Origin of the sequence: Sphingomonas sp. SUN039 (assembly GCF_024758725.1) — a bacterium.
Lineage (GTDB): Bacteria > Pseudomonadota > Alphaproteobacteria > Sphingomonadales > Sphingomonadaceae > Sphingomonas_O.
Window position 1 is genome coordinate 3,398,591 of the sequence record NZ_CP096972.1, and the last position, 23,730, is coordinate 3,422,320.

At 65.1% G+C, this 23,730-nt stretch carries 16 protein-coding genes; all 16 read right to left on the reverse strand.

The window, feature by feature from the left end; genetic code table 11:
- Positions 1-157 precede the first annotated feature (157 nt).
- The 16 genes from M0209_RS16820 to M0209_RS16895 are packed head-to-tail and all read right to left on the reverse strand — an operon-like array spanning position 158 to position 23,724.
- On the reverse strand, positions 158-3,874 hold the full coding sequence (locus M0209_RS16820; RefSeq protein ID WP_258889422.1) for a DUF6519 domain-containing protein: 3,717 nt from the start codon (positions 3,872-3,874) through the stop codon (positions 158-160).
- A gap of 10 nt (positions 3,875-3,884) precedes the next feature.
- Positions 3,885-6,137 carry a hypothetical protein gene (locus tag M0209_RS16825; RefSeq protein WP_258889423.1) on the reverse strand — a complete coding sequence of 751 codons (2,253 nt, stop codon included), beginning with the start codon at positions 6,135-6,137 and terminating at the stop codon, positions 3,885-3,887.
- A complete protein-coding gene (locus M0209_RS16830; protein WP_258889424.1) occupies positions 6,130-9,159 on the reverse strand; it encodes a putative baseplate assembly protein in 3,030 nt (1,009 codons plus the stop codon). Before M0209_RS16830 ends, M0209_RS16825 begins: the two co-directional genes overlap by 8 nt.
- Before the next feature lie 3 nt (positions 9,160-9,162).
- The gene (locus M0209_RS16835) at positions 9,163-11,691 is read right to left on the reverse strand and encodes a baseplate J/gp47 family protein (protein WP_258889425.1); all 2,529 of its coding nucleotides are present in this window, start codon (positions 11,689-11,691) and stop codon (positions 9,163-9,165) included.
- Positions 11,688-12,047 (reverse strand): GPW/gp25 family protein, encoded by a 360-nt coding sequence (locus M0209_RS16840; protein WP_258889426.1) that lies wholly within the window; start codon positions 12,045-12,047, stop codon positions 11,688-11,690. The genes M0209_RS16835 and M0209_RS16840 overlap by 4 nt, the downstream gene beginning before the upstream one ends.
- Positions 12,044-12,379 carry a hypothetical protein gene (locus M0209_RS16845; RefSeq protein ID WP_258889427.1) on the reverse strand — a complete coding sequence of 112 codons (336 nt, stop codon included), beginning with the start codon at positions 12,377-12,379 and terminating at the stop codon, positions 12,044-12,046. The genes M0209_RS16840 and M0209_RS16845 overlap by 4 nt, the downstream gene beginning before the upstream one ends.
- Positions 12,376-12,891 (reverse strand): phage baseplate assembly protein V, encoded by a 516-nt coding sequence (locus M0209_RS16850; protein ID WP_258889428.1) that lies wholly within the window; start codon positions 12,889-12,891, stop codon positions 12,376-12,378. Before M0209_RS16850 ends, M0209_RS16845 begins: the two co-directional genes overlap by 4 nt.
- A 7-nt stretch (positions 12,892-12,898) precedes the next feature.
- Positions 12,899-14,053 (reverse strand): hypothetical protein, encoded by a 1,155-nt coding sequence (locus tag M0209_RS16855; RefSeq protein ID WP_258889429.1) that lies wholly within the window; start codon positions 14,051-14,053, stop codon positions 12,899-12,901.
- A complete protein-coding gene (locus M0209_RS16860; protein WP_258889430.1) occupies positions 14,050-14,355 on the reverse strand; it encodes a hypothetical protein in 306 nt (101 codons plus the stop codon). The genes M0209_RS16855 and M0209_RS16860 overlap by 4 nt, the downstream gene beginning before the upstream one ends.
- Positions 14,356-14,370: 15 nt before the next feature.
- Positions 14,371-15,030, reverse strand: coding sequence for a hypothetical protein (locus tag M0209_RS16865; protein ID WP_258889431.1), 660 nt, complete (start codon positions 15,028-15,030; stop codon positions 14,371-14,373).
- Positions 15,027-18,611: a DUF4157 domain-containing protein gene (locus M0209_RS16870; protein WP_258889432.1), complete on the reverse strand. Its 3,585-nt coding sequence runs from the start codon at positions 18,609-18,611 to the stop codon at positions 15,027-15,029. The genes M0209_RS16865 and M0209_RS16870 overlap by 4 nt, the downstream gene beginning before the upstream one ends.
- The gene (locus M0209_RS16875) at positions 18,608-18,874 is read right to left on the reverse strand and encodes a hypothetical protein (RefSeq protein ID WP_258889433.1); all 267 of its coding nucleotides are present in this window, start codon (positions 18,872-18,874) and stop codon (positions 18,608-18,610) included. Before M0209_RS16875 ends, M0209_RS16870 begins: the two co-directional genes overlap by 4 nt.
- Positions 18,871-20,787: an ATP-binding protein gene (locus M0209_RS16880; protein WP_258889434.1), complete on the reverse strand. Its 1,917-nt coding sequence runs from the start codon at positions 20,785-20,787 to the stop codon at positions 18,871-18,873. Before M0209_RS16880 ends, M0209_RS16875 begins: the two co-directional genes overlap by 4 nt.
- Positions 20,784-22,061 (reverse strand): DUF4255 domain-containing protein, encoded by a 1,278-nt coding sequence (locus M0209_RS16885; RefSeq protein WP_258889435.1) that lies wholly within the window; start codon positions 22,059-22,061, stop codon positions 20,784-20,786. The genes M0209_RS16880 and M0209_RS16885 overlap by 4 nt, the downstream gene beginning before the upstream one ends.
- Positions 22,058-23,062, reverse strand: coding sequence for a hypothetical protein (locus tag M0209_RS16890; protein WP_258889703.1), 1,005 nt, complete (start codon positions 23,060-23,062; stop codon positions 22,058-22,060). The genes M0209_RS16885 and M0209_RS16890 overlap by 4 nt, the downstream gene beginning before the upstream one ends.
- Positions 23,059-23,724 (reverse strand): hypothetical protein, encoded by a 666-nt coding sequence (locus M0209_RS16895; protein ID WP_258889436.1) that lies wholly within the window; start codon positions 23,722-23,724, stop codon positions 23,059-23,061. Before M0209_RS16895 ends, M0209_RS16890 begins: the two co-directional genes overlap by 4 nt.
- Positions 23,725-23,730: the final 6 nt, after the last annotated feature.

Consider the following 23,730-nt stretch of genomic DNA (forward strand, 5'->3'; position numbering starts at 1 on the left):
GTTTTGTATTTGCCATTGTAAATTGAAGCGAGAACAGAATAGTCGGTCGGTGCGTCATCGGCAAGCAAAAGCCGCGCTGTTTTGCCCTTCATCCTTCGAAAAAAAGAAGTAATCGGCCCGTAAACTCTCTGCTGGACACATCCATGCCGGACATCGGTCAGGACGGACGGTTGAACCGCTTTTCGGTCCAGGGTGGCACCCGCATGACGAGTGCCGGATCGACGCCGTCGACCAGATTGTCGGCGACCAGCCAGAGATAGCGTTTCCACAGGCCGTCATCGACCGGGTCGGAAGGCTTTATCCGGATACCGAGCGACGCAACCTCGATGCGGTTCTCCGCCACGACCAGATAGCGGCCGAGCTTGCCCCATACCCGGATGCCCTGCGCGTAGCGGTTCTTCATCGGGGTGGCGAACCAGTCGATGTTGTTGCGCTCGATCCGCACCGTATCGGCATTGCCGACGAACAGCGCACAGCCCGCGTAGACCTTTTCCGCCGGTTTGCGACAGGCGAGATGATTGCGGCTGACGGTAACCCGGCCTGCGCTCACCACGGTGTTGCGCGTATCCACGCTGGTGCCGATATGGACCCCGCGCACGAAACCGCTGGTGATATTTCCCGTCACCGTCACGTCGTCGAGCACGCCGCCGCCGCAGGTGATCGCCTGCCGCCCGAACGACGGCAGCGCCTTGGCAAAACCGGTGAACCAGTTCTTCGCGCTGGGCAGCCGGTCGCGGAACTTCACGTCGGCGATCATCCTTACCGCCAGCCGACGCAAGTGATTGCCGAGTTCGGCAGCATCGGTCGGCGGTTTTTTCGGCGGGACGATCGCCATTGCCGACCGCCAGTCCTGCTGGTCGACGACCGAGTCGAACACCAAGCCGACCTGGCCGACCGATACCGAAACCTTGCCCGCGTCGCCGCGTTCGGCGCGGTCCTTGCGTCCGAACTGGACATCGTCGGCGACGACCAGCGCCCGCTTGACGTCCCTGCCCAGCGGGTTGGTATTTCCCCCGGCGTTCTCGAGCCGACGCACCGTGCGTTCGAAGCTGGCGAGCAAGGTCGGATCATCGGTCACGGCTTCGAGCAGCGCGCGCACCGCCGTCTGGAAATCGGCCATGGCCGTGCGCGCGGCGGGTCCGAGCGGGCGCTTCTTGAGCAACAAACTCCATTCGCGCTGTGGCACGGTCGAGCGGAAGGTAGCGATGAACGGGCCAGCGGCGATGGTCCGGATATTGTCACCGATCACCAGGCCGCCCTCCTTCACGCCCGAAATCAGCTGATCGAGCAGCTTTGCACGCCAGAACCTCGCCCCCAACAGCCGTTCGAACGACAAGCGGCGACTGCGCGGCGCGATGTCGATTTCATTGTCCTCGATCAGGCAGCGTGCGGCATCGGTGACGAGCACCCCGTCCTGTCCATAACCTGCGATCATCCGGTTCCGCAGGATACCAACCGATTTGAGCGGCGCCTTGGCACTGCCGCGCACGGTCAGGCAGGTCCGTTCGGGGGTGGCGCTGCCGCCGCACGTAAACTCGGCATCGCTGATTGTGACCACCGGGCAGTCGAGCACCGTTAACGCCCCCATGCGTTGCGGACGGATGCCGGGCCGCCAGTTGACCTCGCCGCCGTCAGGCGCGCTGAACGCAATTTCGCGCACGCTGATGCTCGCGCATTTGCTGAACCGGATCGCGCATTCGCCCTTGGTCGCGACGATGGTCGTGCCGCTGCCGGCGCCGTGCAGCGTGATATGACCGAGACCTTCGAGATCGACTTGTTCGGCTGTCGCGAACCGCCCGCGCTGGAAACAGATGGCGGCATTCTCGCCGGGCTTGATCGCTTTGAGCAGGGCAACCCAGTCGCTACCTTCGACTACGACATAGGTCGAACAGCCTGCTTCCTTGAGCGCGACCAGCTTTTCGATCGCTTCCTGGACCGTATCGGCCCCCGCGAGTGCGGGGACATTGGCCGGGTCGAACGAGACCTGCGATGCGCGGCTGATGCTTGCCGAAAACTGGATCGGCAAATGGGTCGGAGTCCCGGCGGCGTCGAGCAGTCGCGCTTCGACCCGCTGCGTCTGGGTGGCGGCATCGAGCGACCAGGTGACGCTGGCCACGCCATCCGCTCCGGTCGCAACCTGCAGCACGGTCAGGTTCTGGACCCCATCGCCGACCTTGCCGGTGCCGGTGGTGACCCTGAACTCAACCTTGGCGCCGGCGACCGGAGTCTTGCCGCGCACGACCCCGACTCGTAGCGGCGAGGCGAGCGCGGTCAGGTTCGCTGTATTGGCCGGTTGCGGCATTGCCTCCTGACCGTCGCCGCCGAGGTACAGGAAGCTGCGCTGGAGCGTCAGCGGCGCGAACGGCGGTCGGCAATCGGTGACTGTCCACGATGCGCCCGCCAGGGTCGCCAATCCCAGTGCCGAATAATGATGCTGGATGCCCTGCGGCAGCCGCAGCGCCGGGCCGCCAGTGGCCGAATCGCGCGGCCATTCGATATCGGCGACCAGCGACCGTGCGGGAATGGTCCAGTAGTCGCCAGTGGCAAAGCGCCCCTCGGCGAGCTGGACCTCGACCCCGGGTTCGAGCGCGAGCCAATTGGCGTTGGCGACCGCGACCGGCTGCCCGCCTTCCCAGCGTCGCACGATCCCTTTCGACGGCAGGAGCGTGGTGTCGGGCGCGCCATTGGCGGTGAGTTCGAGCAGCGTGTCGGGGTCGAGCAGCTTGTCGAGCGACAGCCGCGTGCCGTTGACATCGGAAATCCGTCCGAAGAAGCCGCCTTTGCCCGAAAGGACGCGCGCCTCGTCGAGGATTTCGATCCAGTCCTGCCGCTGCAGGCTGGTGACCTCGTCGGGGCCGAGCGTATCGACGACGATCTTGCCGCTATCGATCGCCGAATAGGCCGAGCGGTGCGATGCATTGTCGATCGACCATTTGAGCCTGACCTTGCCCGAGGCGATCGTGCCGCCGTTGTGCACCTCGACCCGGTACAAATGGTTGTCGAGCCGCCGATAGCCGCCAATAGCGGGCAGCACGCATGGGTCGCCGCCGAGCTGCACTGTCGTCGACCGTGCGGCGAGCCGACCCCGTGGACCGGGACCGAAGGGGGTCCAATCGGGTCCGAAACTCTTGCAACTCACCGGCTGTGCGGCGGCACCGCTGGCGATCAGGTCGGCGACAGCCGCGATCCGCACTTGCCACAACAGCTTGTCGCGCATCGCCGTATCGGGGCCGCCGAACGCGGTTTCGCGGATCGCGGGATCCTCGATGGCGCCGACCGGACGTTCCCATACATCCAGATACACCAGATATTGGGCGGCCTGGGCGGGCATTGCCTGCGATGGAAAGTGCGGCTGGCTCTCGACGCTGTACCAGCGCACGGCGCTGACTTGGTTGTTTGCCGACAGCGCCGCAGCGCATTTCACCAGTTGCAGTCCGGCGGCATCGTCGGCGAGCAACTCGCTGACGCGCACCGCCTGCGCCGGACTGTTGCCCGCCAGCACCAGATAGTGACCGACCGCCAGCCGCTCGCCTGCGGTGACTTTCCATTGGGTATTGGCGCCCGCACCGCTCGCCCGTTCGAGCGATATCGCAGGCCCTGGCGCATTGACGATGCGAATGCCGTCGAGAAACGCCTCGCCGGTGCCGACCAGCAGTGCAGCGGCACCGGCGCCCGGCTGGATCGCAAAGCCCGGGTCGGTTTCGGGAAAGCCGCTCGCGCCGATGACCGCGCGCGTCGTGCTGCGTTCGGCATGGCGGGCGATATCGCCCTCTTCGTTCCAGTCGGCATCGGTGAACAGGCGGCCCTGCTGCATCCGCACCGCGCTGTACCCCTTGGCGGGATCGAAGGTGTTGCGCGAGAAATCACCGGTCATAGCTCGATCCTCAGTCTGTATAAATTGCTGCCGCGGTCAGGCCGAACGGCAGATATTCGTCGATCACATCGGCAAGGTTGCTGCGGCGAAACGGTTCGCCCAGTGCAAAGCCCGCACCCATCTCGGCACCGTCGTCGCCCCCGCTGCGGATGGTTTCGGGACAGGTCAGCGCCAGCCGGGCAAAGGCGGCATCGCCCCAGCGGACGCTCGAAAAAATCGGGCGCTGAAGCCTCGCGATGTCCTGTTGCTCGGCGGCGGTCAGCGGCGCAGCGGCCTGCTGCGCTGCCTCCAAGGCAAGTTCGGGCTGGCAGCGGAAGCGTCGCGCCAGCCGCGAGCCCGGCGGCGCATAGCAGAAGCGAACGCAACCGCGCTGGCGCTGGGCGGCGCGGGCAACGCCGAGGAACAGGCTGTTTCCGGCTTCGATCGACCGCGTTTCGCACCGGCCGAAGACCGTCGAGCGCTGGATATCCGCATCGGTTTCGGCGCCGTCGACCAGCAGGGGCAGCGCGGCCGGGTCGACCGACAGATCGGTTCCGGCACCGACGATCGAATCGGCGATCATGAGACCGCCCGCCGCCGCCCCGAGTTTTAACGCCCCCACGCAGCACGCGCCGAGATCGAGCGCCAGCCCTTTGTTGTTCGCCTCGACCCGGACATTGCCGGTCAGGCCTGCCAACGCGGCACCGACCGTGCAGTTGCGGAGCACCAGCCGCCCGAGATCGCCGTCCTTTACCCGGACGCTCCCTTCGATCAGCAGGCCGTCGAGGACCAATGTGCCCGGGGTTTCGCTACCGCCCGCAACGCTGCCCTGCACGGCCAGATCGCTCGCGAGATGCGGCCAGGTGCCGCTGGCGGCGGGGGCGTCGAGTGTCGAGGAAACCGGGCTGGCCGCTGCGACGATGGCGAGCCGGGCATTGCCGGGAATCTGGATAATGCGTGTCGGGGTGTGCAGATTGTCGGTATAGCTGCCGTTGTCGAGGATGGTGATGATGCCCCGGCTGCCCGACGTCGCCTGCTGGTTCCATTCCTTGATCGCAGCCGCAAGCGTAGGATGGACCGTCACGTCGTAGACGTGGTCCGCTGTCAGTTCGGTCGCGCGCAGCGACACCGCCACCCGCCACGGCAGCGGCTCGCCGGCCACAAAGAAATCTTGCGCCCAGCCATCGACCGAAGCGGTGCGGTCATAAGGGCCACCGCCGATGTCGAAGGCCCCGCCATAGGCATGCACCGTCTCCAACTTTTTGCCTTCGTCGCTACTGTGCAGCGACAGACGCCCCAGTTCGGGGTCGAAGCAGACCTCGCCCGGATTGTCGGGCCGCCGCCACTGGGTCTGGCCGCCGCCGTCGACCCAGGTTTCGAGCGCGCAGCAGCACAGTTTTTCGGGCGGCACCGTTTGGCCGTCGAGCCGGACGCGCAGCACGGGTTCGTCGTCGAACCAGATCGAGCTGTCGGCGCTGCCGTCCTTCAGCGCTTCGAGGCTGCGGTAAATGCGTCGCCGGTCGAGCGGGGCAGGGACCACCCGCTCGGTCACCCGCGCGGCAATCGAGACATCGGCTTTGGGTGGATTATGGAGCGGGCGGTCGCGACCGATGCGGTCGAACGTCAGCAGCCCCGGCCCCAGTGCCGTCGCTCTTGCCAGCGGCCCGCCGACATAGCCCGCCGGAGCGTCGAACACGAAGCCGAGCGGATAGGCGTCGAGCCGCCAGGCGAGCAGGCCGATATGCGGAATATTGTAACGCCCGGTCCATGACGATGCCGTGCCGACCCCGGGGGCATGGCACAGCGGATCGAACGGGCGATGCGCCAGCCGTGCCGTTTCCGCATCGCGCACCGAGGCGAAGGCCGGTGCGTCAGGCCGGATGTGGTTGACGTGTTGGCTGGTCGCCAGCTTTTGGAAGAATTCGACCGCTACGATCGGCCAGCCCGTGGCATCGCGCGCGATCTGTTCGATCACCGCGACCGTGCCCTTGGCCTGCCGGTAGCCGAGCGTGTTGGCGACATAGGCACGCAGACCCGCTTCGCCGTCGCCGAACGACCGGAGCGCCCGCGCGCCGACCAGATCGGCAATATAGGGAATGACCCATTGCTCGCAGGTTTCGATGAACCAGTTGTCGTAAAGTTGGTCGATGTCGCGTTCGACCAGCGCAAGTTCGCCCGCGAGCAATTCCATCAGCGCTTGCAGCGGGCGTCCCTGATCGGCGTCGCGGTTGCGGAAATGGTCCGGCAACAGCGTGTAGAGGTCGGGTGCGGGCCGGTTATGCATGGGCGGGCTCCATGGTCAGGCCGATCCCCGAAGGAAGAATGGTCAGCAATTCGGCGGGTTGGAGCGTCACGCCAGTGCTTGTGGCCAGCGCCTGCGCCGGTGCTGCCGTCAGGATGGTCGCCAGTGTCGAGCTGCCGCCGCTGCCGTTGAGTTCGATCCGCGACAGGATATCGACATCGACGCCGACAACCCCCGGTACTTGTTGCAGGGTGCTGGTCACTTCTGCCGCGCTGACCGGCTGGGCGATGCCGCGCGCGGCATAGCCGAACCCGTCGAGCAACGCCTGCTGGGCGTCGGCCTTGACCAGATCGGCAAGATAGTCGGGGTGATATTGGAGGCAAGCCGCGACCTGGAAATAGCGACGCAGACACTGCGCCACGACCAGCGGGTTGCGGGCATCGCGGAACTGTTCGAGCGAGGCGATCAGGTCGAGCAGCGTTTGCGCCGATGGATCGAACTGCGAATCGCTTTCCGGGCTGACCGAAAGATGCGCCAGCCGGTGCTGGCCCGACCACAGCGCATCGACGCGGGCCTTGCCGATGCCGGGATAGGTTTCGGCATAGTCCTGATAATCGCGCAGCGACACGATGCGCCCGAGCGTGCGGACGCTGCGCGGCGCACTCAGGCGGATTTTGTCCGAGGTTTCCGCCTCCGCCGATCCGGTTGCTGGTGCGGGATTGTACACGCTCCGCAGGCCCAGCGGGCGCGTCTTTAGCTGCGTAATCGCCTCGTCGCCGACTTCGCCCGACAGGCCGCTGCCGGCGCGATAAGTTGCCGCGACATTGTTGGTCCCGGTCGGCAGCCGCCGGCCATGGACGCCGTCGCCGAACCATACCCAGCTCGATCCGTCGTCCTCGCGGCGCACCATATAGACCGCATCTTCTGGACCGGCATCATACAACGCGCCGACCTCGTGCCACAGCACTTCGTCGATGCGGATTTCGAGCGTCGAGGCGCGCCCGCTTGCGGTTGCCGCCGAGACATAGGTGAGCGGCGCCTTGGCGAGCTTGAAATTCTGGTTGGTGCGCGACGCCTCGCCCGAACCCAGCAACTCGGTCTGGGTCTCGCCATGCGTGGCGCGCGCCATATTGGCGTTGAGCGTGACGGTCGCGCGCAGATAGGAATTGGCCAGCCCGCTATCGACGAGCAGCCGGGTATGCCCGCCAATATGAAAAACATCCTCGGCGATCAGCGCCTCAGCATCGGTAATCCCGGCCAAGTCGCTGCGCTCGCCGCGGATCGAAATGGCCTGTCCGGGCTTGAGGTCGAGGAACAGCCCGTCGAGGTCGATGGTCGTTTCCCCCGCATTGACCCCGTCGCGGATCGGGGTGCCCGCCGTGACGAGCGCTTCGCTGGCGCAGAAACATTTGCTCGTCCGGTTACGGAAATTCGCGTCGTTGGCGGACGGGGAGAAAGCGGTGTTGTCGGGCGTGTTGAACAACAGCCCGGTGACCTTGGCCGACATCGCATAATCGGCGCGCGACAGGGTCTGCGCGCCGGCCACGCGCAGCACTTTGGCATTGCCCGTGCCGGGTTCGAGTACCGCCCAGCCGTCCGGCGCGACTTGCTTGATCTCGCGTTCGAGCAGCGCGTGCATGCCGATATCGGCCAGCGACGTGCGCTGGCTGTCCTCCCAGATGCTGGTCGGGTCGCTGCCGTCCCACGACGCGGGATAGGGGTCGGTCCCGCGCGCCTCATCGGGTTTGGCCAGGGTTTCCCAGCGCACGGCGGCATTGCCGAAAAAGCCGGCATCCTCGCGCATCAGGAACAGCCCGGCCTGGGGCTCGGACGTTTCGGGAACCGTCACTTCCGGTCGGCGGCGGATGGCGAACAACAGCTTTTCGCGCGGCCAGGCCTGTGTCCGCACAAAGGCGTTGAGGCTGGTCTCGGTCCAGCTGGCGGTGCGGACATAGTGCTCGACGGCAGGCCCGTCGAAGGCGACCCGTTCGGACGGGAGCGACAGCAGCTTGAGCCGCGGCGCGCGGCGCAGCGGGGCGAGGCGGAACCGCCCGACCGATTGCTTCGGCTGGCGCACGATCAGCCGCGTGATCCCGAGCGTACTATCCTCGCTGCTCTCGGCAACATGGAACACTGCCGTCTCGACATGGCGGCTGGCATCGGCGGCGATGCGGATTCCGACCACGGCGATACGGGCAGCCCGCGCGAGACCCAGCCCGGTGCCGCGCAGGAAAACCTCGTTGACCTGCACCGCACGCAGCTCGGGAACGATTTCGGGATTGAGCGCGCTGTCGGCCTGTAGCTGGGCGAGCGCGCCAGTGAGGTCGAGTCCGGGCGTCACGGGATAGAAGTCGTCGAGCACTGCAGGATCGGCCACCCGCAACAGATCGGCGGCGTCGATTTGTGTCTCGTCGAACGAATTGTCGGTATCGAACAGATAGAGTGCCCGGTTGACCAGACCCCCGTTACCCGTCCGGCACAACGCCAGATTCTGGTCGTGCTCCTTTCGCACCGGCATGGCATTCCATTCGGCGCGTGCGGTGATCGTCTCGACAGTCTCGAAAACCTGCGGCAGTTCGCCCTTGGCTTGCGGCACCGACAGGGCCTGCAATCCACTCGCCACCTCGATCGCGCGATAGGGATCGTCGGCGCTTTCGACTTCGAGCGCGAGATAGACCGAGGCGGCACCACCCGGCGCCGGTTCATAGCCGATGGTGCGTGCCAGTTCGACCAGCGAGCGGCGCTCGCCTGCTGTGCCCAGATAGCCCTCGTTGGCGATCCGTTCGGAATAAAAGCTCAACGTATCGAGCGTCATCGCAAAGCTGTCGAGCAGCGCGATCGTCGGGTCGCCCGTGTCGCGGCGACGCAGCCGTGCCAGCGGCTGGACCGGCAGGCCGCTGTCGGGATCGACGACCTGCTGGCGCGGAATTCCCCAGGCGAGGCGGTCGAGGAATTCGGGCTGGGTGCCGATTCGATAGTCGATCCGCGCGAGTCCCGGCCGATTGACCGGGCGCTTCGCCGCCAGATCGCGGGCACCGCAGAGCGTGTCGGGCCGGTCGCCCATCGCCTAGCGCCCTCCCGCCATGTCGAAGCGGATGCGGCCGCGTTCGGGGTGGTTGGGATCGCTGTCGATCCGCGCGACTTCGGCGCTGGCGATGGGGATTTCGGCGTCGCCCTCGAATTCGAGGTCGGGCTGGTCGGCGCGCCCGAAATGGCCGACCAGCGTGCCGCTACCGTCGCGCGTGCCGATCCACGCCACGCCCGGTATCGCCATCGCGCGGGCAATGATCGGCGACAGCAGGATATTGTCGCCGAACGAAAACCGGTCGGGATGGAAATAGCCCATCGTTCCCGCCTGGGTGTAGCCCGCGCTGAAACTGTCGCGCAGCGCGCGTTCGACATCGGACCGGAAATGATCGGCGCAGACGCAGCAGAACAGTCGGATGTCGAGCGGCACGAACAGCGGTGGGGTGACCTCGAGGTCGTGCCCGGCAAGGCGGCGGTTGGCGAGATGGGCACGCAACCCGGTCTCGAATTCGGGCGTGACGTCCAGATTGTCGCGGCGGTCGACTGCCAGAAAAACGGTCAGCCAGCTGCCGGTCCAGCGCCGTTCGGCATGGACGCGCTGCACGCTGGGATAAGATTGCGCCGCCGCGACATAATCGTCGAGCGTCACCGCGCGGCGTTGGCGCTTGAAATCCTGCGGTGCGGCAATCCGGATCGCGGTCACACTTTCGGCTTCGCGCCCGCCTATACCGGGAAGCGGGTTGCGGATGCCCGCAATCATATCGGGATCGGCGCTGACAATGCGGCGGATCGCCTCGGCGGCGACATTGCCACGCTGGCCGCCGCCCTGGCGCAGCCGCGCCTTCAACCGGCTCGTATCGGTCGGACGGCGGCCCATCGTCCCGTCGCCGAACAGCGCGGCATAGCTGCCGCGATCCCCCTCGACCTTGATGTGCGCGGCGAACCGGTCGGAGGAGAGCAGGTCGGGCATCGTGACCCAGTCGGTGCCGTCGCCGCTAAGCTTCACTTGCGCGCGCACCTCTGCGTCGGCGGGTGCGAGAGCCATTCCCGCGGGAGCCTTGCGGTTCGCATCGGCTCCGAATCCGGCGGCATAGACCAGATTGTCGACTGCCAGCCGCAGCCGTTCGCGCGTTCCGGGTCCGCGATCGGGTTGCAGGCCCGTACCCCCGGCGCGCGCCAGCGCAACCGCGTCTTCGGGGTGCGACAGGGGGTCGGTAAAGTCGAGCGTTCGCCCCTCGTCAGCGAGCACGATATTCCCTCGCGCCAGCGCGCCGGGAGTACCTCCTGCCGACGCAATGTTGAGCGGAAAGCGCAGCGCGTCGTCTTCGAACCAGTCAATCTGGACGATGTCCACGCCCAGCACCGCGTCGCGCATGTCGACGGGATCGGATACGAGCCGCACGCATTGGCGATGCGCGGGGTCGGGCGGGTCGTTCACGGTGCCGCCGAACGGGATCATCTCCTCGAACAGCAACAAGTCGCCTGCGGCCAGCCCCAGTGCCGCCCGCTTGCCGACCAGCCAACCGCGCGTCGATCCGGTGGCCAGACAGCAAAAATCGTTGCCCCAGTCGTGAAAGGAAATCGCATTGCGGGCGACCGCCAACGAATGGACCGGTTCAAGCGTTTCGAACACACAGGCACCCCGGTCGATCTCCGCCTCGACCTTGTCGGCATCGACCGGGAGCACCGGCGCAATGGTACCGGTTGCATCGGGCGTGAGGGTCAGCAGGCGCGTCCCCTTGGCGATCAGCGGCGGCTGCACCGAGCTACGGTCGAGCGCGGCATCGATCGCCACCGCCACACGCGCGTTGCAACTGTCCGCCGAGGCATAGCCGAGCATCCGTGCATGGCGCTCGACCGACTGGCGTAGCCGCGCCCGCCCCAGAAATGCTTCGGTCGAGACCGCATCCTGAAACCAGCTCGTCTGGTCGGCCCCGTGCGCCAGCGTCTCGACCAGCGCGACGCCGAGGTCGGCAGGCGCGCGCTCGACCCAGCCTGGAAGCGTCGCTGCCATCCGGTCGAGCATCTGCTGGCGAAAGCTGGTGTAGTCCTTGGCGAGGTAGTTCGACGGCGGACCGAAGGCGCGCGGCGCGACGGGCGGGGTCGGGGCCTCGCAGTCGAACGGGGCGGGGCATTCGACCTTGAAGCTGAACTCGACCCGGGCGAGCTGCCGGTCGATGAAGGGTGGCGGTTCGGGATTGTCGACGGTCGCCTGGACCGCGAGCGCATAGGTCGAATAGTCGCCCGGTTCGCTGAGCAACAGTTCGAGGGTGCGCCCGTCGGCGAGTGGCGTCACCTGTTGCACTGCGATTCCGGTGACCCGGGTGCCACCGCTCAGCGCAAAATTGCCGGGACCGAGCAACGCCACTCCGCCCGCGATGACGCCGTCATCGCGGATGAACGTCAGGTGCAACAGCCGCTGGCGCAGCGCCGGATCGAGTGCCTCGCGGTCGATGACTTCGAGAAAGTCGATCCCGTTGAGCAGGACGCCGCCGCCGGTGTCGATGGTCGCATCGGCGACGCGCTGGCGGCGGCGTGTGGTGCCGCAATGGAACAGCGCCGTGCTCATGTCGCCCTCCGGAAGCGGGCGACGTCTTCCTGCCCGTCGGCGCGCGAGCGATAGGTCACCGTCACGTTGAGCTGGGCACCGTCGCTGCCGGTCTCGACCGAGAGTATCTCGATAAGCTGGCCGAGCCATTGCTGGAGAGACGCCTGGACCATGTGCTGCGCGGCCGCGGCAAGTTCGGGGGCGTTTTCGGCAAATAGCAGGTCGGTCACGCCTGCGCCGAAATCTGGCCGGTTCACGCGTTCGCCGCGGCGCGTGAACAGCACCTGCTCGATCATGTCGCGGATATGGCGCTCGTCGCCGGGCTGGACCGTCGATCCATCCGCCCCGATAGCAAAGGGGAAGGGGAAGTTGCTCATGCCGCCAGCACCTTCGCCTGGATATTGGTCCACACCACCGGCCCCTGCGGAATTTGTTCGGCGGACTGGCAGATGTCGGCGGGGTTCATCAGCAGAACCGGCTTGCCCTCTGCCATCACCTTGGTCGAGGCCAGGGTCAGCAGCGCGGTGACGCAGGGCTGCGGCTTGCCGGTCGGCACCGTGAAGGGGCAACCCGCAATGGTCCCCTTGTCGCCCGCGACCAGCGGCGGGGCAGAGTCGACCAGCACCTTGGCGGTGGCGGTCATCACCGTGCCGGGAATGCCATGCGGACACTGGACCATCGTGGCCATGGTGACGATGGGCGTCGTCATGGCAGCACTTTCAGATTGGTGCCGTTGATCGATACGCCGTCGATCGCCAGCTTCACGCTCGACGCGCCGGCCTTGATCTCCATCCCTTCGGCCCCGGCCTTGATCTCGGCCTTGCCCATCGCGGTGTCGAGCGAGATTTCGAGCGTGGGCGCGCCGTCGAGATCGAGCACTTCGATGCGGAAATTCTTGCCCGCCCAGACGCGGGTGATCTGTTGCGTCGGGCCGATCATCGCCGGGGCTTCGCCCGGTCCCCAGAAGCCGCCGCTCCAGATCGGTGAATCCGGGTCGCCGCGCTCGAACTCGACCCAGACATTCGCCTTGGCGGGCGGGATCATGAAGAATCCCTGATTGGGACCGGCGCCCGGCAGGCACGGCCAGGCCCAGGCCGATGTGCCGTCGCCCAGCACATCGGGCACGCTGACCTGCACCCGGCCCAGCCCCAGCGGGTCGATCACGGCTTCGACCGTCCCGCGGTATTTGCCGAAGAATTTGGGGCATTCCTCTTCCATCATGTCCTCGTCAGGCCCTCACACCCGGCAGCGCGGAATAGGCTTCGCTGCGGGTGAGGCTGAATTGCTGCTGGTAACTGCCCGGCTTGATCAGGTGCCGGACCGAGGCGACCTTGTAAGTGCCGTTGTAGCGCGCGCCCGCGCCGCGCAGGTCGACCTTGTCGCGGGCCTTGAGCGCATCGTTGTACGAGGCGGAATCGATCGTGCCGGTAATCCTGAACGCCTCGCGCGCGGCGCAATCGACTTCGCTTTGCGCGCGCGCCTGCGCCTGCATCGCCGACAGTCCGCTCGTCTCCATCGGTTGCTTGCGCGTGTTCCCCATTTTCGTGACCCCTGCGGGGACGAGGCCCATCGGCGTCTGGCTGGGCATCAAGGCATAGATCGGCACGAGTTTTCCGGTCTGGCGGTCTTTGACCTGACCCTCGACCTTCACCATCTCGTCACCGTTTTCCCAGACCTCGACATCGTACGCGTCCGACCCCGGCCCCATGTTGATCGAGAGCGCCTTTTGCTGGATGCCGGGTTTGACCGGCGGCCCCCAGTACAGCTGGTTCAGCCCCGGCGCCGGGCCCGGATCGACATAGGTGTCATACCCGTGACGGCGCGCCATTTGCTTGAGATAGGCCCAGTCCGAACAGCGCTGCTGCGGCACGCGGTCGATCGGGATCGGCGGATCGACGAATTTGGGCGGGAACACCGCCGGCATCAGCCCGAGTTTCGGGTAGGAGCCCGCGATCTTGATCGCGATCATGGTCTCGTCGAGCGCGGTATGTTCGACCTGCTTGACCTCGCGGTCGAGCTCGGTGCTGAGGTCGTCGCCGAGCAGGGTCAGCGTCCCTTTGCCGGGCTCGCTGCCCGGACGATAGACGCGCTTCGACACCAGCCCGTCGAAAATCACCGTCGGCGAAATGTCGAAGATCATGGTGACGACGACCCTTGTCTCGGCCGCGAACCGCGGATCCTCGAGGATCGACGCGCCGAGAAAATCGAGGAGGCCGGTGCGCCCGGCCTGAAGCACCAACTTGAACCCCGACGGCGCGCAGTCGGACATCATGATCTCGAGCTCGCTCAGCCCGGCCAGCGCCTCCATCGGCATCGGCAAGAGGACTGGATTGCCGATCATGATGTTCATGCGAACACCGAGTATGTTGCCGATCAGGCTCATCCCTTGACCGGGCCTGCCTGCGGCATCGGGATCCGGATGTTTTCGCCGGGTGTCGCGCCGATGGTGCGCGGATGGGTCGCGTCGGATGCATCCGCGATCAGCCACCAGCCCTCGGCAAGACCCAGATAGCGGCTGGCCAGATTGTCGAGCCGGTCGCTGTCGCTGGCGCGGTGCAAGGTTGCTGTCACCGACTGCGCGGGTTCGGGAATCCAGCGCGGCAGGACATAGCGCAGCGACGTGCCGTCGGCGCGGACGAAATCGCGCTGCGGCTGGTCGCGATAGCGGCTGCGGTTGTCGAACATGCGCCTGTCTCCTCCTCAGCTACCGGGTCCGGCGCCCAGCACCGCGCCGAAATTGGCGATATTGTCGATGCTGGCGGCGGTCGCGTAGACTTCCTTGATCACCTGATGCGCGATGAAGGCCCAGTATCCGGGATGCGTCATCGACAGGTCGTTATAGGTCAGCACCTTCATCGACAGCGCGACATCGGCGCGGATCGGATTGAGGTCGGGGTCGTGCGCGGTTTCGGTGATCGACAGCGATTCCAGCTTGACCGGCACCACGCGCTTCCAGCCGTAGATAAACAGGGTGAGCGGCGCGACCGGCGGCAGCACTTCCATCGTGCCGGCCAGCATCAGCGCCTGATTGATCGCTACCTGAATGGTCTTGGGATAGGCCAGCATTTCGAGCGCGGCGATATAGCCGGTCAGCCCGCCGCCGAGCGGCCCGGTCTCGCCGCGTTCGAGCTGGTCGATCACGTCCATTTGCAAGGTCGCACTGATCGTCTCGGTCGGCGGCCCCTGCAGCCGCAACGGCTCGGCCCGCCCGCCACCAGCTTCCGAATAGCGCGGCGTGACCGAACGTGACAGCTGCTCGGGGTTGTACTGGAACACCGCGACCGACGACACAGGATTGAAAATGTCGATCCCGACAATCGCGCCCTTGAGGACCTGGGGGGAGCCGGGGAAGGTGGTCATTTCGCGTTGTCTGGCAAGCGTTGGGCAAGCCAAGCAGAATATAGCTTGCCAGCCTGCATCGCATACGTAACCAAAATATTGTTACTGACGTCAGTTAATTTCAACGTTACATCATTGACGCATTTAAACCAAATCTTGTTAGGCATTGTTTTATAGGCAGGTTTGTCGGCTTTCACAAGCTTGCATATCTGAACTGGAATGGCATTGTTATCTTGATGGAAGCCGTATGAATCCTGAATGCTGAATTTTACACTTTTTGAGTAGCATCCACCTGCAGTCTTCTCGTCGAAATTGCCCGTGGCATCCGTGCGGAATCCACTGTCAATTCCATGGATAAACATCGCCTGAAATTCTTTTGGCGTGGGTGCAATATGTTCTATCTTCTGTTCAGCAACGTCGAATTTCGTATAGGCTTCTGTGGCCTGTTCGCCGCCTTGAATGATCCCACCATAGCCCGTCTTCTTGGTATTTTGATCGGCTGGAGCTGCGGGCTTGGTCGTGTTGTTATTCGCACCTGGAGGCTTTTCGGGTGGCGGACTGTCGCCGGGTTTGAGTTCGGAGCCCGGCTGTTGTGGTTTTGCTTTCTGCGGCACTTGCGGCCGTTCAGCCGCCCGCTTGTCCTTATCGAAGCCACCATGATCGCGCTTTTCGGCATCGGTTGGCTTGCGGTCGACATCGGCTCCGACATCACTTGGCCGGTCCGCGCGCGAAACACCGCCTTCGGTGCCGTCGCAGGCGATTTCGTCGAAGGTCGGGAGGTCGGCGTTGATCCCGTCCATCGTGGCTGGATCGCAGAGGAAGCTCTGTAACCATTCGGGTAGCGCCGGGCGCACCAGTTCAACGATCTTCTTTGCGATCTCCTGCGGAATTTTTTTGACTTCCTGGTAGGCGAGCAGCGCCTTGGCAAAATACTCCTTGGCTGGGCAGGTCTCGAGAAGCCACGCCATGAGAGTTTCCGACGATGGCCCGCCAAGAAGCGCTGACAACTTATCGACTGCAGAGACGATACAAGATATCCCCAGCGTCTCCAGTCCACCGGCCAGGCAAGCGAGCCCACGCGCGACGTCGAACGCCTTTTTCGCGATGCCGACGATATCGGCAATCGTCTTCACCACTTCGATGACCGCTTGGTACTTTTCTTTCAACGGGCCGATGATCCGCTCGATGAAAGCGGTGATTTCGCCGAATATTTCTTCTTTGAGCGCTTCGGCCTTTGCCACATATCCGTCGATCGCGTCCTTGATCGACGCGAGCGGCGACTCGGCGAACCATTTTTCGAGCGTGTTGCGGAATCCGTTTTGCACGCAGTCTATCAGAGCGTCGGTGACACGGGGGAGCATGTACGACGCAATTGCGCCGACGATCTTGAGGAATACCTTCAAGGCCCGGGCGGCAAGTCCGCTTCCCCCCGAGCCCGGGTCCTTCTTCTTGAAAAAGCCGTCGATCTTGGCGCGGATCTTCTCGTATGCCGCCAGGATTTTTAGGAAAACGGGGCCCAGCCGATAGCGTAGCTCACCAATAACCGCGCCCCCCGGGCCTGCCATCAAATTAAGATGATGGAATCCTTTTTCGGCCTTTTTCATTGGATCCGACGTATCCGGCGTTACCAGATTGGGTGATTTTCCAATGATATTTGTAGTATTTTTTAGCGCTCGATTGAACAGCAGCGGCATTGTGTCCTTGCGGAACTCGTCCGTCTTTTCGAATGTCCCAAATTCCTTTGCGAGTTTTTTGCGCGATTCCTTCCACTGTGGATATGCATCCTTGAAAGGATCGCTTTCCGGGATGGGCTTTGCCGGCTTGGCCTTGCGCATAATGGCAATCGGCACAGGAGCCGCGTTGAGGCGGAGCGGTTGGATTTTTTTGGGCTTGTCACCTGGGGCGGTCGTCGCTTCCCCGATAAGCTTCTCTGCGATATCACGATAGCCAGTATACTGCGCTCCACCTTGTGGATTATTCATCGGGGGCGCGGCGTCCGGGTACCAAGCGTAAAGCCAGACGTGCGGCAGTTGACTATCATGGCCGTGGAATTGCTTTCCAGGTAGGACTCCTTTGCCATCGCACCGACGGGGGACGACTGTGTCCTCCTCGCCGGGCAATTTATGCCATCGCGCAAGCACGAGATCCTGAGTAGCTCCCTGTGCTTGCCAACCGTCGGAAACTCCGGAAATGCTCGTCAGCTTACCCGTCGTAAGTGCAGGCCAAGCGGACAAATTCGGTTTTGTCCCGGCTTCGAGCTGATTGCTCCCCCGGGAAATGTTGATGCGAACATTTTCATAGCCCTCCCGAGCAAATTTTATCCCGGCAAGATAATTGTTGATTTGGCGCTCCGCCACGGTTCGCGCATTTGGTGTGCCTCCGAATTTTACTTCACCGATCTCGACCGAAGTTGGCGCGCTCGCGGCATCAATGTCGAATTCACGACTTCTGGTGTTCCACCGCGGGGCAATGAGCGAACCAAGTGATTTCCGAGCATCTTTTCCATTGATGAATAGCTCATGATTGAACATCCATGTTTTTGGAATAAGTCGTTCACCTTTGTCGAGGCTAATGCATCCCATTGCAGTATGATCGGGAACATACCATGGTCGTGGTATCAATGGACCCTTTTCCGCGTGATATGAGTAACCGAATACTTTGCCATTATTCGTTTTAACAAGGTCGGCGCGGCCGTTTAGGCCGAGCGCCTGGCAGCCACCCTTATTGCCCTTTCGATTGGAATTCGGGATCGGGACTTCACCGATGATATTTGTACCAGTGGTCAGTTGCTTGATAAACCCTTGTTCTGCCGCTGACTGATCAAAACTTTTCGGTGCGAAGAACAAATCGTCGGAATCTTCATTGCATTCAATCCGCATCACTCTCTGCGGTGCTGGCCCCACCGGTCCCGGCGCAGTCTGCTGCATGACATGGGCCAGTTCATGCGCCATGGTAAAACCCGGTGCAGGGCGTTCGCCCGCGCCCAGCCAGATGTGGTTGCGATAGGTGAAGGCGCGCGCGGCAATCGACGCATTGAGCGCGTTCGATTCGCCTCCCCCATGGACGCGCACATCCGACAGGTCGCGGCCCATCCGCGTTTCGAAAAAGCTCCGCGTCGCAGCTGGCAATTCGGCACCGCCGCTGGTCAGTTGCGTATCGGATGCCGCGATCGTCTCGCCGCCTTCGGGCCCTGAATCGGGTTGGCGACGGGGCCTGATCTTCTTTTCCTTGGTCGCCGAACACGCCGAACAAGCGCGCTGGATGGAGCGCCGCGCGACCGAGGCCTGCGTCGGGGAAGCCGCGCCTTCGCGCATCGCCATGACGGTTCCCGCAATGGCATCGGCTTCGCGCTCGTAGCGGTCGCCGACCGGTCCGACTTCGAGCCGGGGCTGCACCGGCATTTCCGCGCGCTCGTCATCGCCTTTGCAGGCCGAACATTTGCGCTGGACCGTCGGGCGCGCGGGTATGCCCGACAGCGAGCGCAAGGGGCGCAGCGCAATGCCCGCCCGCTGTTCCTGACGTTGCAGCGCAGGGGCCGCTGCCTGCACCTGAAGCGGCGGTGCCTGGCTTTTGGCCGGGGCATGGCTTTGCGTGGCGGTCACCGCTGTGCCCCCCCGCGTCCGGGAGAGTTGCCCGCGCCCAGCGCATTCCCGATGGCCCGCCCGACGGCAGCGGCATCGCCTTCGCCGGCGCTGTTCACCCGCACTACCGGCACCTGTGCGGGAGCCAGCGCGACGCCGCGTTGCGCCAGTGCGCTGGCGATGCCTGCCGCCACGCCGCGCTGTACCGCCGGTCCGCTGCCGGGTGTGCAGCCGCGCACGACCAGCCGGTCGATATCGACGCGGATCGGCGGCCGCCCGCTCATCGCGGCCATCCGCTGAGTTCGGCGTCGGTGATGACGCGTCCGGTCTTTTCATATTCGAGCCGCGCCGCGGACAGCACATGCCCCATGCCGACCGCATCATCGGCATCGGCGGCAAAGAATGCCGCCGTCATCGCGACGTTGCGGATCGCGCCACCGGTCAGGTTAAGCTGCGCCAGACGGGTGAAATCGAGGCCGTCGCGCGGCGTGTCGGTCGGCAGGATTTTTTCCCAGATCGCGCGACGTTCGTGCAGCGCAGGGAAGGTGAAGTCGACGATGAAACGGATGCGTCGCAGAAACGCCTGATCGATATTGCCGCGCAAATTGGTCGTCAGGATCGTCAGCCCGCGATATTCCTCGAAGCGCTGGAGCAGGTAGCTCACTTCGATATTGGCGTTGCGGTCGTGGCTGTCCTTGACCTCGGATCGCTTGCCGAAAATCGCGTCGGCCTCGTCGAATTGCAGGATGACCGAGCCTTCCTCGGCGGCGTCGAACACACGGCGCAGGTTCTTCTCGGTGTCGCCCAGCCATTTTGAGACGATCGACGACAGGTCGACGCGATAGACATCGAGTCCGAGTTCGGCCCCCAGAACCTCGCCCGCCATGGTCTTGCCCGCGCCCGACGGCCCCGCGAACAGCGCGCTGACCCCCAGGCCTCGACCGCCCGACCGTTTTTCCCAGCCCCATTGTCCGTAAACCCTGGCACGCTGGCGCACCTGCGCGGCGATGGCGCGCAGCACGTCCTTTTGCGGCTCGGGCAGGACCAGATCGTTCCAGCCGCTGGTGCTGGCGACGCGGCGGGCCAGATCGTCCATCCGCGGCCGGGCGAACTGGCGGCAGGCGTTCCAGGCAAGGGCTTCGAAGTCGGGTTCGGCAACGGCGGTCTTACGCTTCTTGCGCCTTTTCGCCGCCTGATAGGCGGTGTCGGCACTGTGCAGGTCGCTGGCGATCGTCGCCACCGTTTCGGGGGGCGTGTTGAAGAAGTTCGACAGCCGCTCGACCGAACCGTTCATCCGCGCGGCGAGCGGCCCCAGCGCCGCGCGCCAGATCGGGGCGTGTTCGGCGGGTTCGGCACGCGGCATGTCCAGCCGCAGCGCACTGCGCCCGCCGATATGTACCGCTTCGGGCGCGGAGAGCAGAAAGGGTAGCCGCAGCAAGTCGGCGAACAGCAGCAGCGCGCGCCGGTCCTCGACTTCCGAGGCCTCGACCAGCAACCATCCGGATAGAAGCTGCAGGTCGCGCCGCCAGCTCCGCGCAAAGCGGGCGATGTCGGCGGTCGCGGTCGGGATGGTCAGCGCGTTGATCGCAAACAGGGCGCGCCCTGTTGTCGCGCAGGCCAGCGCCGCCGCCTGTTCCTTGCCGACGCTGTCGCCGCCGCACAGCATCAGTACTTCGTCCCGGTCGGCGGCGATTCGGTTGGCGATTGCCGTTGCGAAGCGCTGCCGCGCCGGGGCGGGGTTGGCCGCGGCGACCGGAACCCGGGCAATAGCCGCCAATTCCTCGGTCAGCACCGGCTCGCCCAGCAGAAAGAACAGCACCGGCTCGGCCAGGCTGAAGCTCGTCCCCGCCAAGGCGTTCTGCCGGTCGAGTTCGATCAGGCCTTCGCGGCGAAGCGGCGACGCGGGCGCAAAGGCCGACCAGTGCGCGCCGGGCAGCGTCGCTGCGGCCAGTCCGAACGACGGCTGGTTTTGCATCGGGTCGCCGTGCAATTGCCCGATCCGTTCGCTCCCTTCGGGTTCCAGTGCGGCATAGGCGCCGAGCAGCACGACATTGCGTTCGAACGCGTCCAGCCCAAAAATTTCCGCGAGCACGTCCGCGCTGGTCCGCGCCGGTTCGGGTGTCGACTGCGCGCCCTCCACCCACGCGCGGACGAACGCGAAGGCCTCGGCCAAGGGGTGGAGCGCGGCCGCCGTCATGGCACGACCAGTTCCGGCCCGACGATGTGCAGATAATCGGCGGCCTGCGGATTGCTCCCCGTCACGGGTACGCTGGGGATGCCATCGACCTCGCCGCGCAGCAGATAGGTGCCGGGATCGATATCGGTGAAAGCAAAGCTCGCCGATGTCGACAGGCCGCTGTTCGCCGCCGGGGCGACGCGGTCGAGCATCGTCGTCCACGGCTTGGCCGGATCGCGCGAGTCGAGCGCGAGCTTAACCCGCTGCTTCTCACCCAGCTTCGGCACGAAATCCACGCCCAAAGTCCCACTGCGCTTCGGGGCTGCCCCGCTGGTCACGGTCAGCGGATTGGCCCCGAGCGCGACGACGGGCTGAAGCGCAAAGGCGAGGATATTCGACCCTTGGCGGAGATGCGCGGGCAGGCCGGGCGAACTTGGTGCAGCCAGCGCCTGAACGCTATGCGTTCCGGCCAGCAATTCGCCGCCGCCGAAATTTGCGGGCGTCAGGGGAATCCGTGCTTGCCGGTCGGAAGTCTGGGCGGCATCGACGGTCACCGTCGTGCCGTCGATCAGGAAATCGGTGCCGGGCTGGGCCATGCCATGCCCCAGGATCCACAACGGCCCGTTCCATACAATCGGTCCCGATCCGCCGGGGACAGCCCCGGCGCGGTCGAGTCCCAGCTGCGCCATTGGCCCGACCCACACCCCGCCCTGTGTAACCGGCAGTGCCGGTGCCGGGCTGTCGTCAGTCTCGACGATGACATGGCTAAACAGGTAACCTGCCGACAGGACATAGGGCACCTGGAAGAACACCGACCATAATTTGGTGAATTCCTCGAGTGAGAAATGGTCCTGTGTGATCCGGATATTCGTCCCGGCGTCGGCAAGGTCGCTTTCGCCGATCGCCGCCAGATGTGCGGCGATCCCACTTGCGATCGCGCTTTTAGACAGGATCGGCCGGTCCTCGAGCGCGACCGCGACCGCGCCGAGCATCCGTTCCGGCTCGAAATTGTCGGCACTGCCGTAAAAGGACAGGACGAAGTGGAGATCGAGCGCGAGCTGGCTGCGCCGCATCAGCCCGCCTTCGCCGGACCTGTTGGGCATGTTGACGTTACGCATCGCCGCATTGGGGGTCACGCGCAGCAGGCAGATGTTGACGGAGGGATCGTCATCCTTGGTCCGGGCAACCGGCGGTCCGAAGCTGACATTGGCCTGCCCGACGGCCGCATTGGCCGCAGTCTGCACCACTTGCTCGAGCGCGGCGACCACGGCGGCGATGGCGCGGAAGTTGCTCATCGCCGCTGCCGCGCCAGAAAGGCATCGAGCGATGGACCCTGCGACACGGGCGCCGCCGGCGCAGAGGCCGTCGGCGTGCGATCCGCAACGATCTCGACGCGACCGATATGCACTTCGATGGGTGCTGGCGCATCGACCTGGCGGGCGAGCGCGGGAAGCGGCGGAATTGGCTGGACTGGTGGTGCCCGCAGGGTCTCGGGCAAGCGCGGTTGCCCGGCGACCGGACGCGTCGATGGGGTCACCGGCTTTGGTTCGGCAGGCGCGGTTTCCGCCGTAAGCAAAGTTGCCTTGGCAAGTTGTGCGAAGCAGCTCTGCCCCGCTGCCACTGCGGGCAGCGGCGTCGTCGCGGCTGGAGACGCCCGGTGCGCTGTCTCGGTCTGCAGCGGCACAGGTTCGACCGGGGTAAAACCGGTGCGGCGGCGCGGTGGCGTGGATATCGGGCTGCCCGCCGTGTCGGGCGACCGATCAATGCCGGACCCGGCGCGGTCGGGGATCGCTTGTGTCGGCGACGAACTGCGAATGTCGATCGTCGCTGCCATATGAGACGCCGTTTCCCGGCGCTGTAGCGCCCCGGCAGTGGCGCGGCTCGCTGCCGGAATGGCATGCGCCGGAAGCGCAACTGCAGGTGCCGTTGCAGTCAGCGCTATCGGGGAGGGGGCAACTGCTGCGGCTGATGGCAAAGCGGGCGCCGGCTGGACGATGTCCGCAATCGGTGCGCCGAGTCGCAGCGGCACCGGAGCAGGCGGTGGTGCGGTCGTTGCGACGTTCGTCCCCCGCATAGGTTCGGGCGGGACCTCGACAGCGGTCTCGGGCGCGCGCCGGGTCGCCGGACCCGGATCGCCTCGGGGAGCCAATCCTTCCTCGAAAACACTCGCCTCAAGCGGTTCGGGCGTGCTGTCGGCGAGGCCGGGGACAGGCTCGAAAATCGAGCGCTTGCGCGGCAACAACATCGGCGCGGTACCGGCGGCGCGACCGGCGATATGGTCGAGGAACGCGCTCACTGCACCATGCCCAGATAGTGCGCGCGGCGCTGGCTCGACATCGCCAGAATATCGCGTTCGGACCAGTGAAAGGCGCGTGCTAGCTCGGCGACCTCGCGCAGGATGCGCGGCACCTGCGCGGCGATCTCGCCCCACAGGAACGTTGCCGGATCGAACAGTAGCAGCTGGTCGGTGCCGCACGACGGGCAGTTGACCTCGCATTGGATATCCGCGTCGGGATCGGCGGCTTCCAGCGCAGCGGACAGGGCCGCAAGGTCGTCGTCGCTCTCCCCGGCGATCCGCGCGAGCAGCAGGTGCCTGATCCGGTCGGGATCGTATTCGCCCTCGACCTCGACCGCGATCAGATCGGTCAGCTGCAAAGCGGGCGCGGCAGGGTCGCTAGTTCCCGAAAACCTGTCGAGCAGTTCGTCGCATTCCAGGTCGAACTCGATCGCGGTGCCGCAGGCCGGGCAGGGCTGGCTGGTACTAAGCGGGCCGGCAAAAGTCGCCGCACGCAATTCGAGCAACAACCGTCCCGCCTCGCCCAGCCGCAGCGCGTGGATCGCGGTTGCGGCGAGGTCGGGACGTGCGACACCGATGACCAGCGCGGCGCGGCTGGCCATGCCAAGCGACCGTCCGCGCTCCGACAGATCGAGCAGTTGCGCGGGGCTGAGCGCGTGCATGGCCTA

Coding starts and splice junctions, on each gene's coding strand:
- M0209_RS16820 (WP_258889422.1), bottom strand. CDS start 3,874: ATGACCGGTGATTTCTCGCGCAACACCTTCGATCCCGCCAAGGGGTAC.
- M0209_RS16885 (WP_258889435.1), bottom strand. CDS start 22,061: ATGAGCAACTTCCGCGCCATCGCCGCCGTGGTCGCCGCGCTCGAGCAA.
- M0209_RS16860 (WP_258889430.1), bottom strand. CDS start 14,355: ATGTTCGACAACCGCAGCCGCTATCGCGACCAGCCGCAGCGCGATTTC.
- M0209_RS16845 (WP_258889427.1), bottom strand. CDS start 12,379: ATGACGACGCCCATCGTCACCATGGCCACGATGGTCCAGTGTCCGCAT.
- M0209_RS16880 (WP_258889434.1), bottom strand. CDS start 20,787: ATGACGGCGGCCGCGCTCCACCCCTTGGCCGAGGCCTTCGCGTTCGTC.
- M0209_RS16850 (WP_258889428.1), bottom strand. CDS start 12,891: ATGATGGAAGAGGAATGCCCCAAATTCTTCGGCAAATACCGCGGGACG.
- M0209_RS16835 (WP_258889425.1), bottom strand. CDS start 11,691: ATGAGCACGGCGCTGTTCCATTGCGGCACCACACGCCGCCGCCAGCGC.
- M0209_RS16875 (WP_258889433.1), bottom strand. CDS start 18,874: ATGAGCGGGCGGCCGCCGATCCGCGTCGATATCGACCGGCTGGTCGTG.
- M0209_RS16830 (WP_258889424.1), bottom strand. CDS start 9,159: ATGGGCGACCGGCCCGACACGCTCTGCGGTGCCCGCGATCTGGCGGCG.
- M0209_RS16840 (WP_258889426.1), bottom strand. CDS start 12,047: ATGAGCAACTTCCCCTTCCCCTTTGCTATCGGGGCGGATGGATCGACG.
- M0209_RS16855 (WP_258889429.1), bottom strand. CDS start 14,053: ATGAGCCTGATCGGCAACATACTCGGTGTTCGCATGAACATCATGATC.
- M0209_RS16825 (WP_258889423.1), bottom strand. CDS start 6,137: ATGCATAACCGGCCCGCACCCGACCTCTACACGCTGTTGCCGGACCAT.
- M0209_RS16895 (WP_258889436.1), bottom strand. CDS start 23,724: ATGCACGCGCTCAGCCCCGCGCAACTGCTCGATCTGTCGGAGCGCGGA.
- M0209_RS16865 (WP_258889431.1), bottom strand. CDS start 15,030: ATGACCACCTTCCCCGGCTCCCCCCAGGTCCTCAAGGGCGCGATTGTC.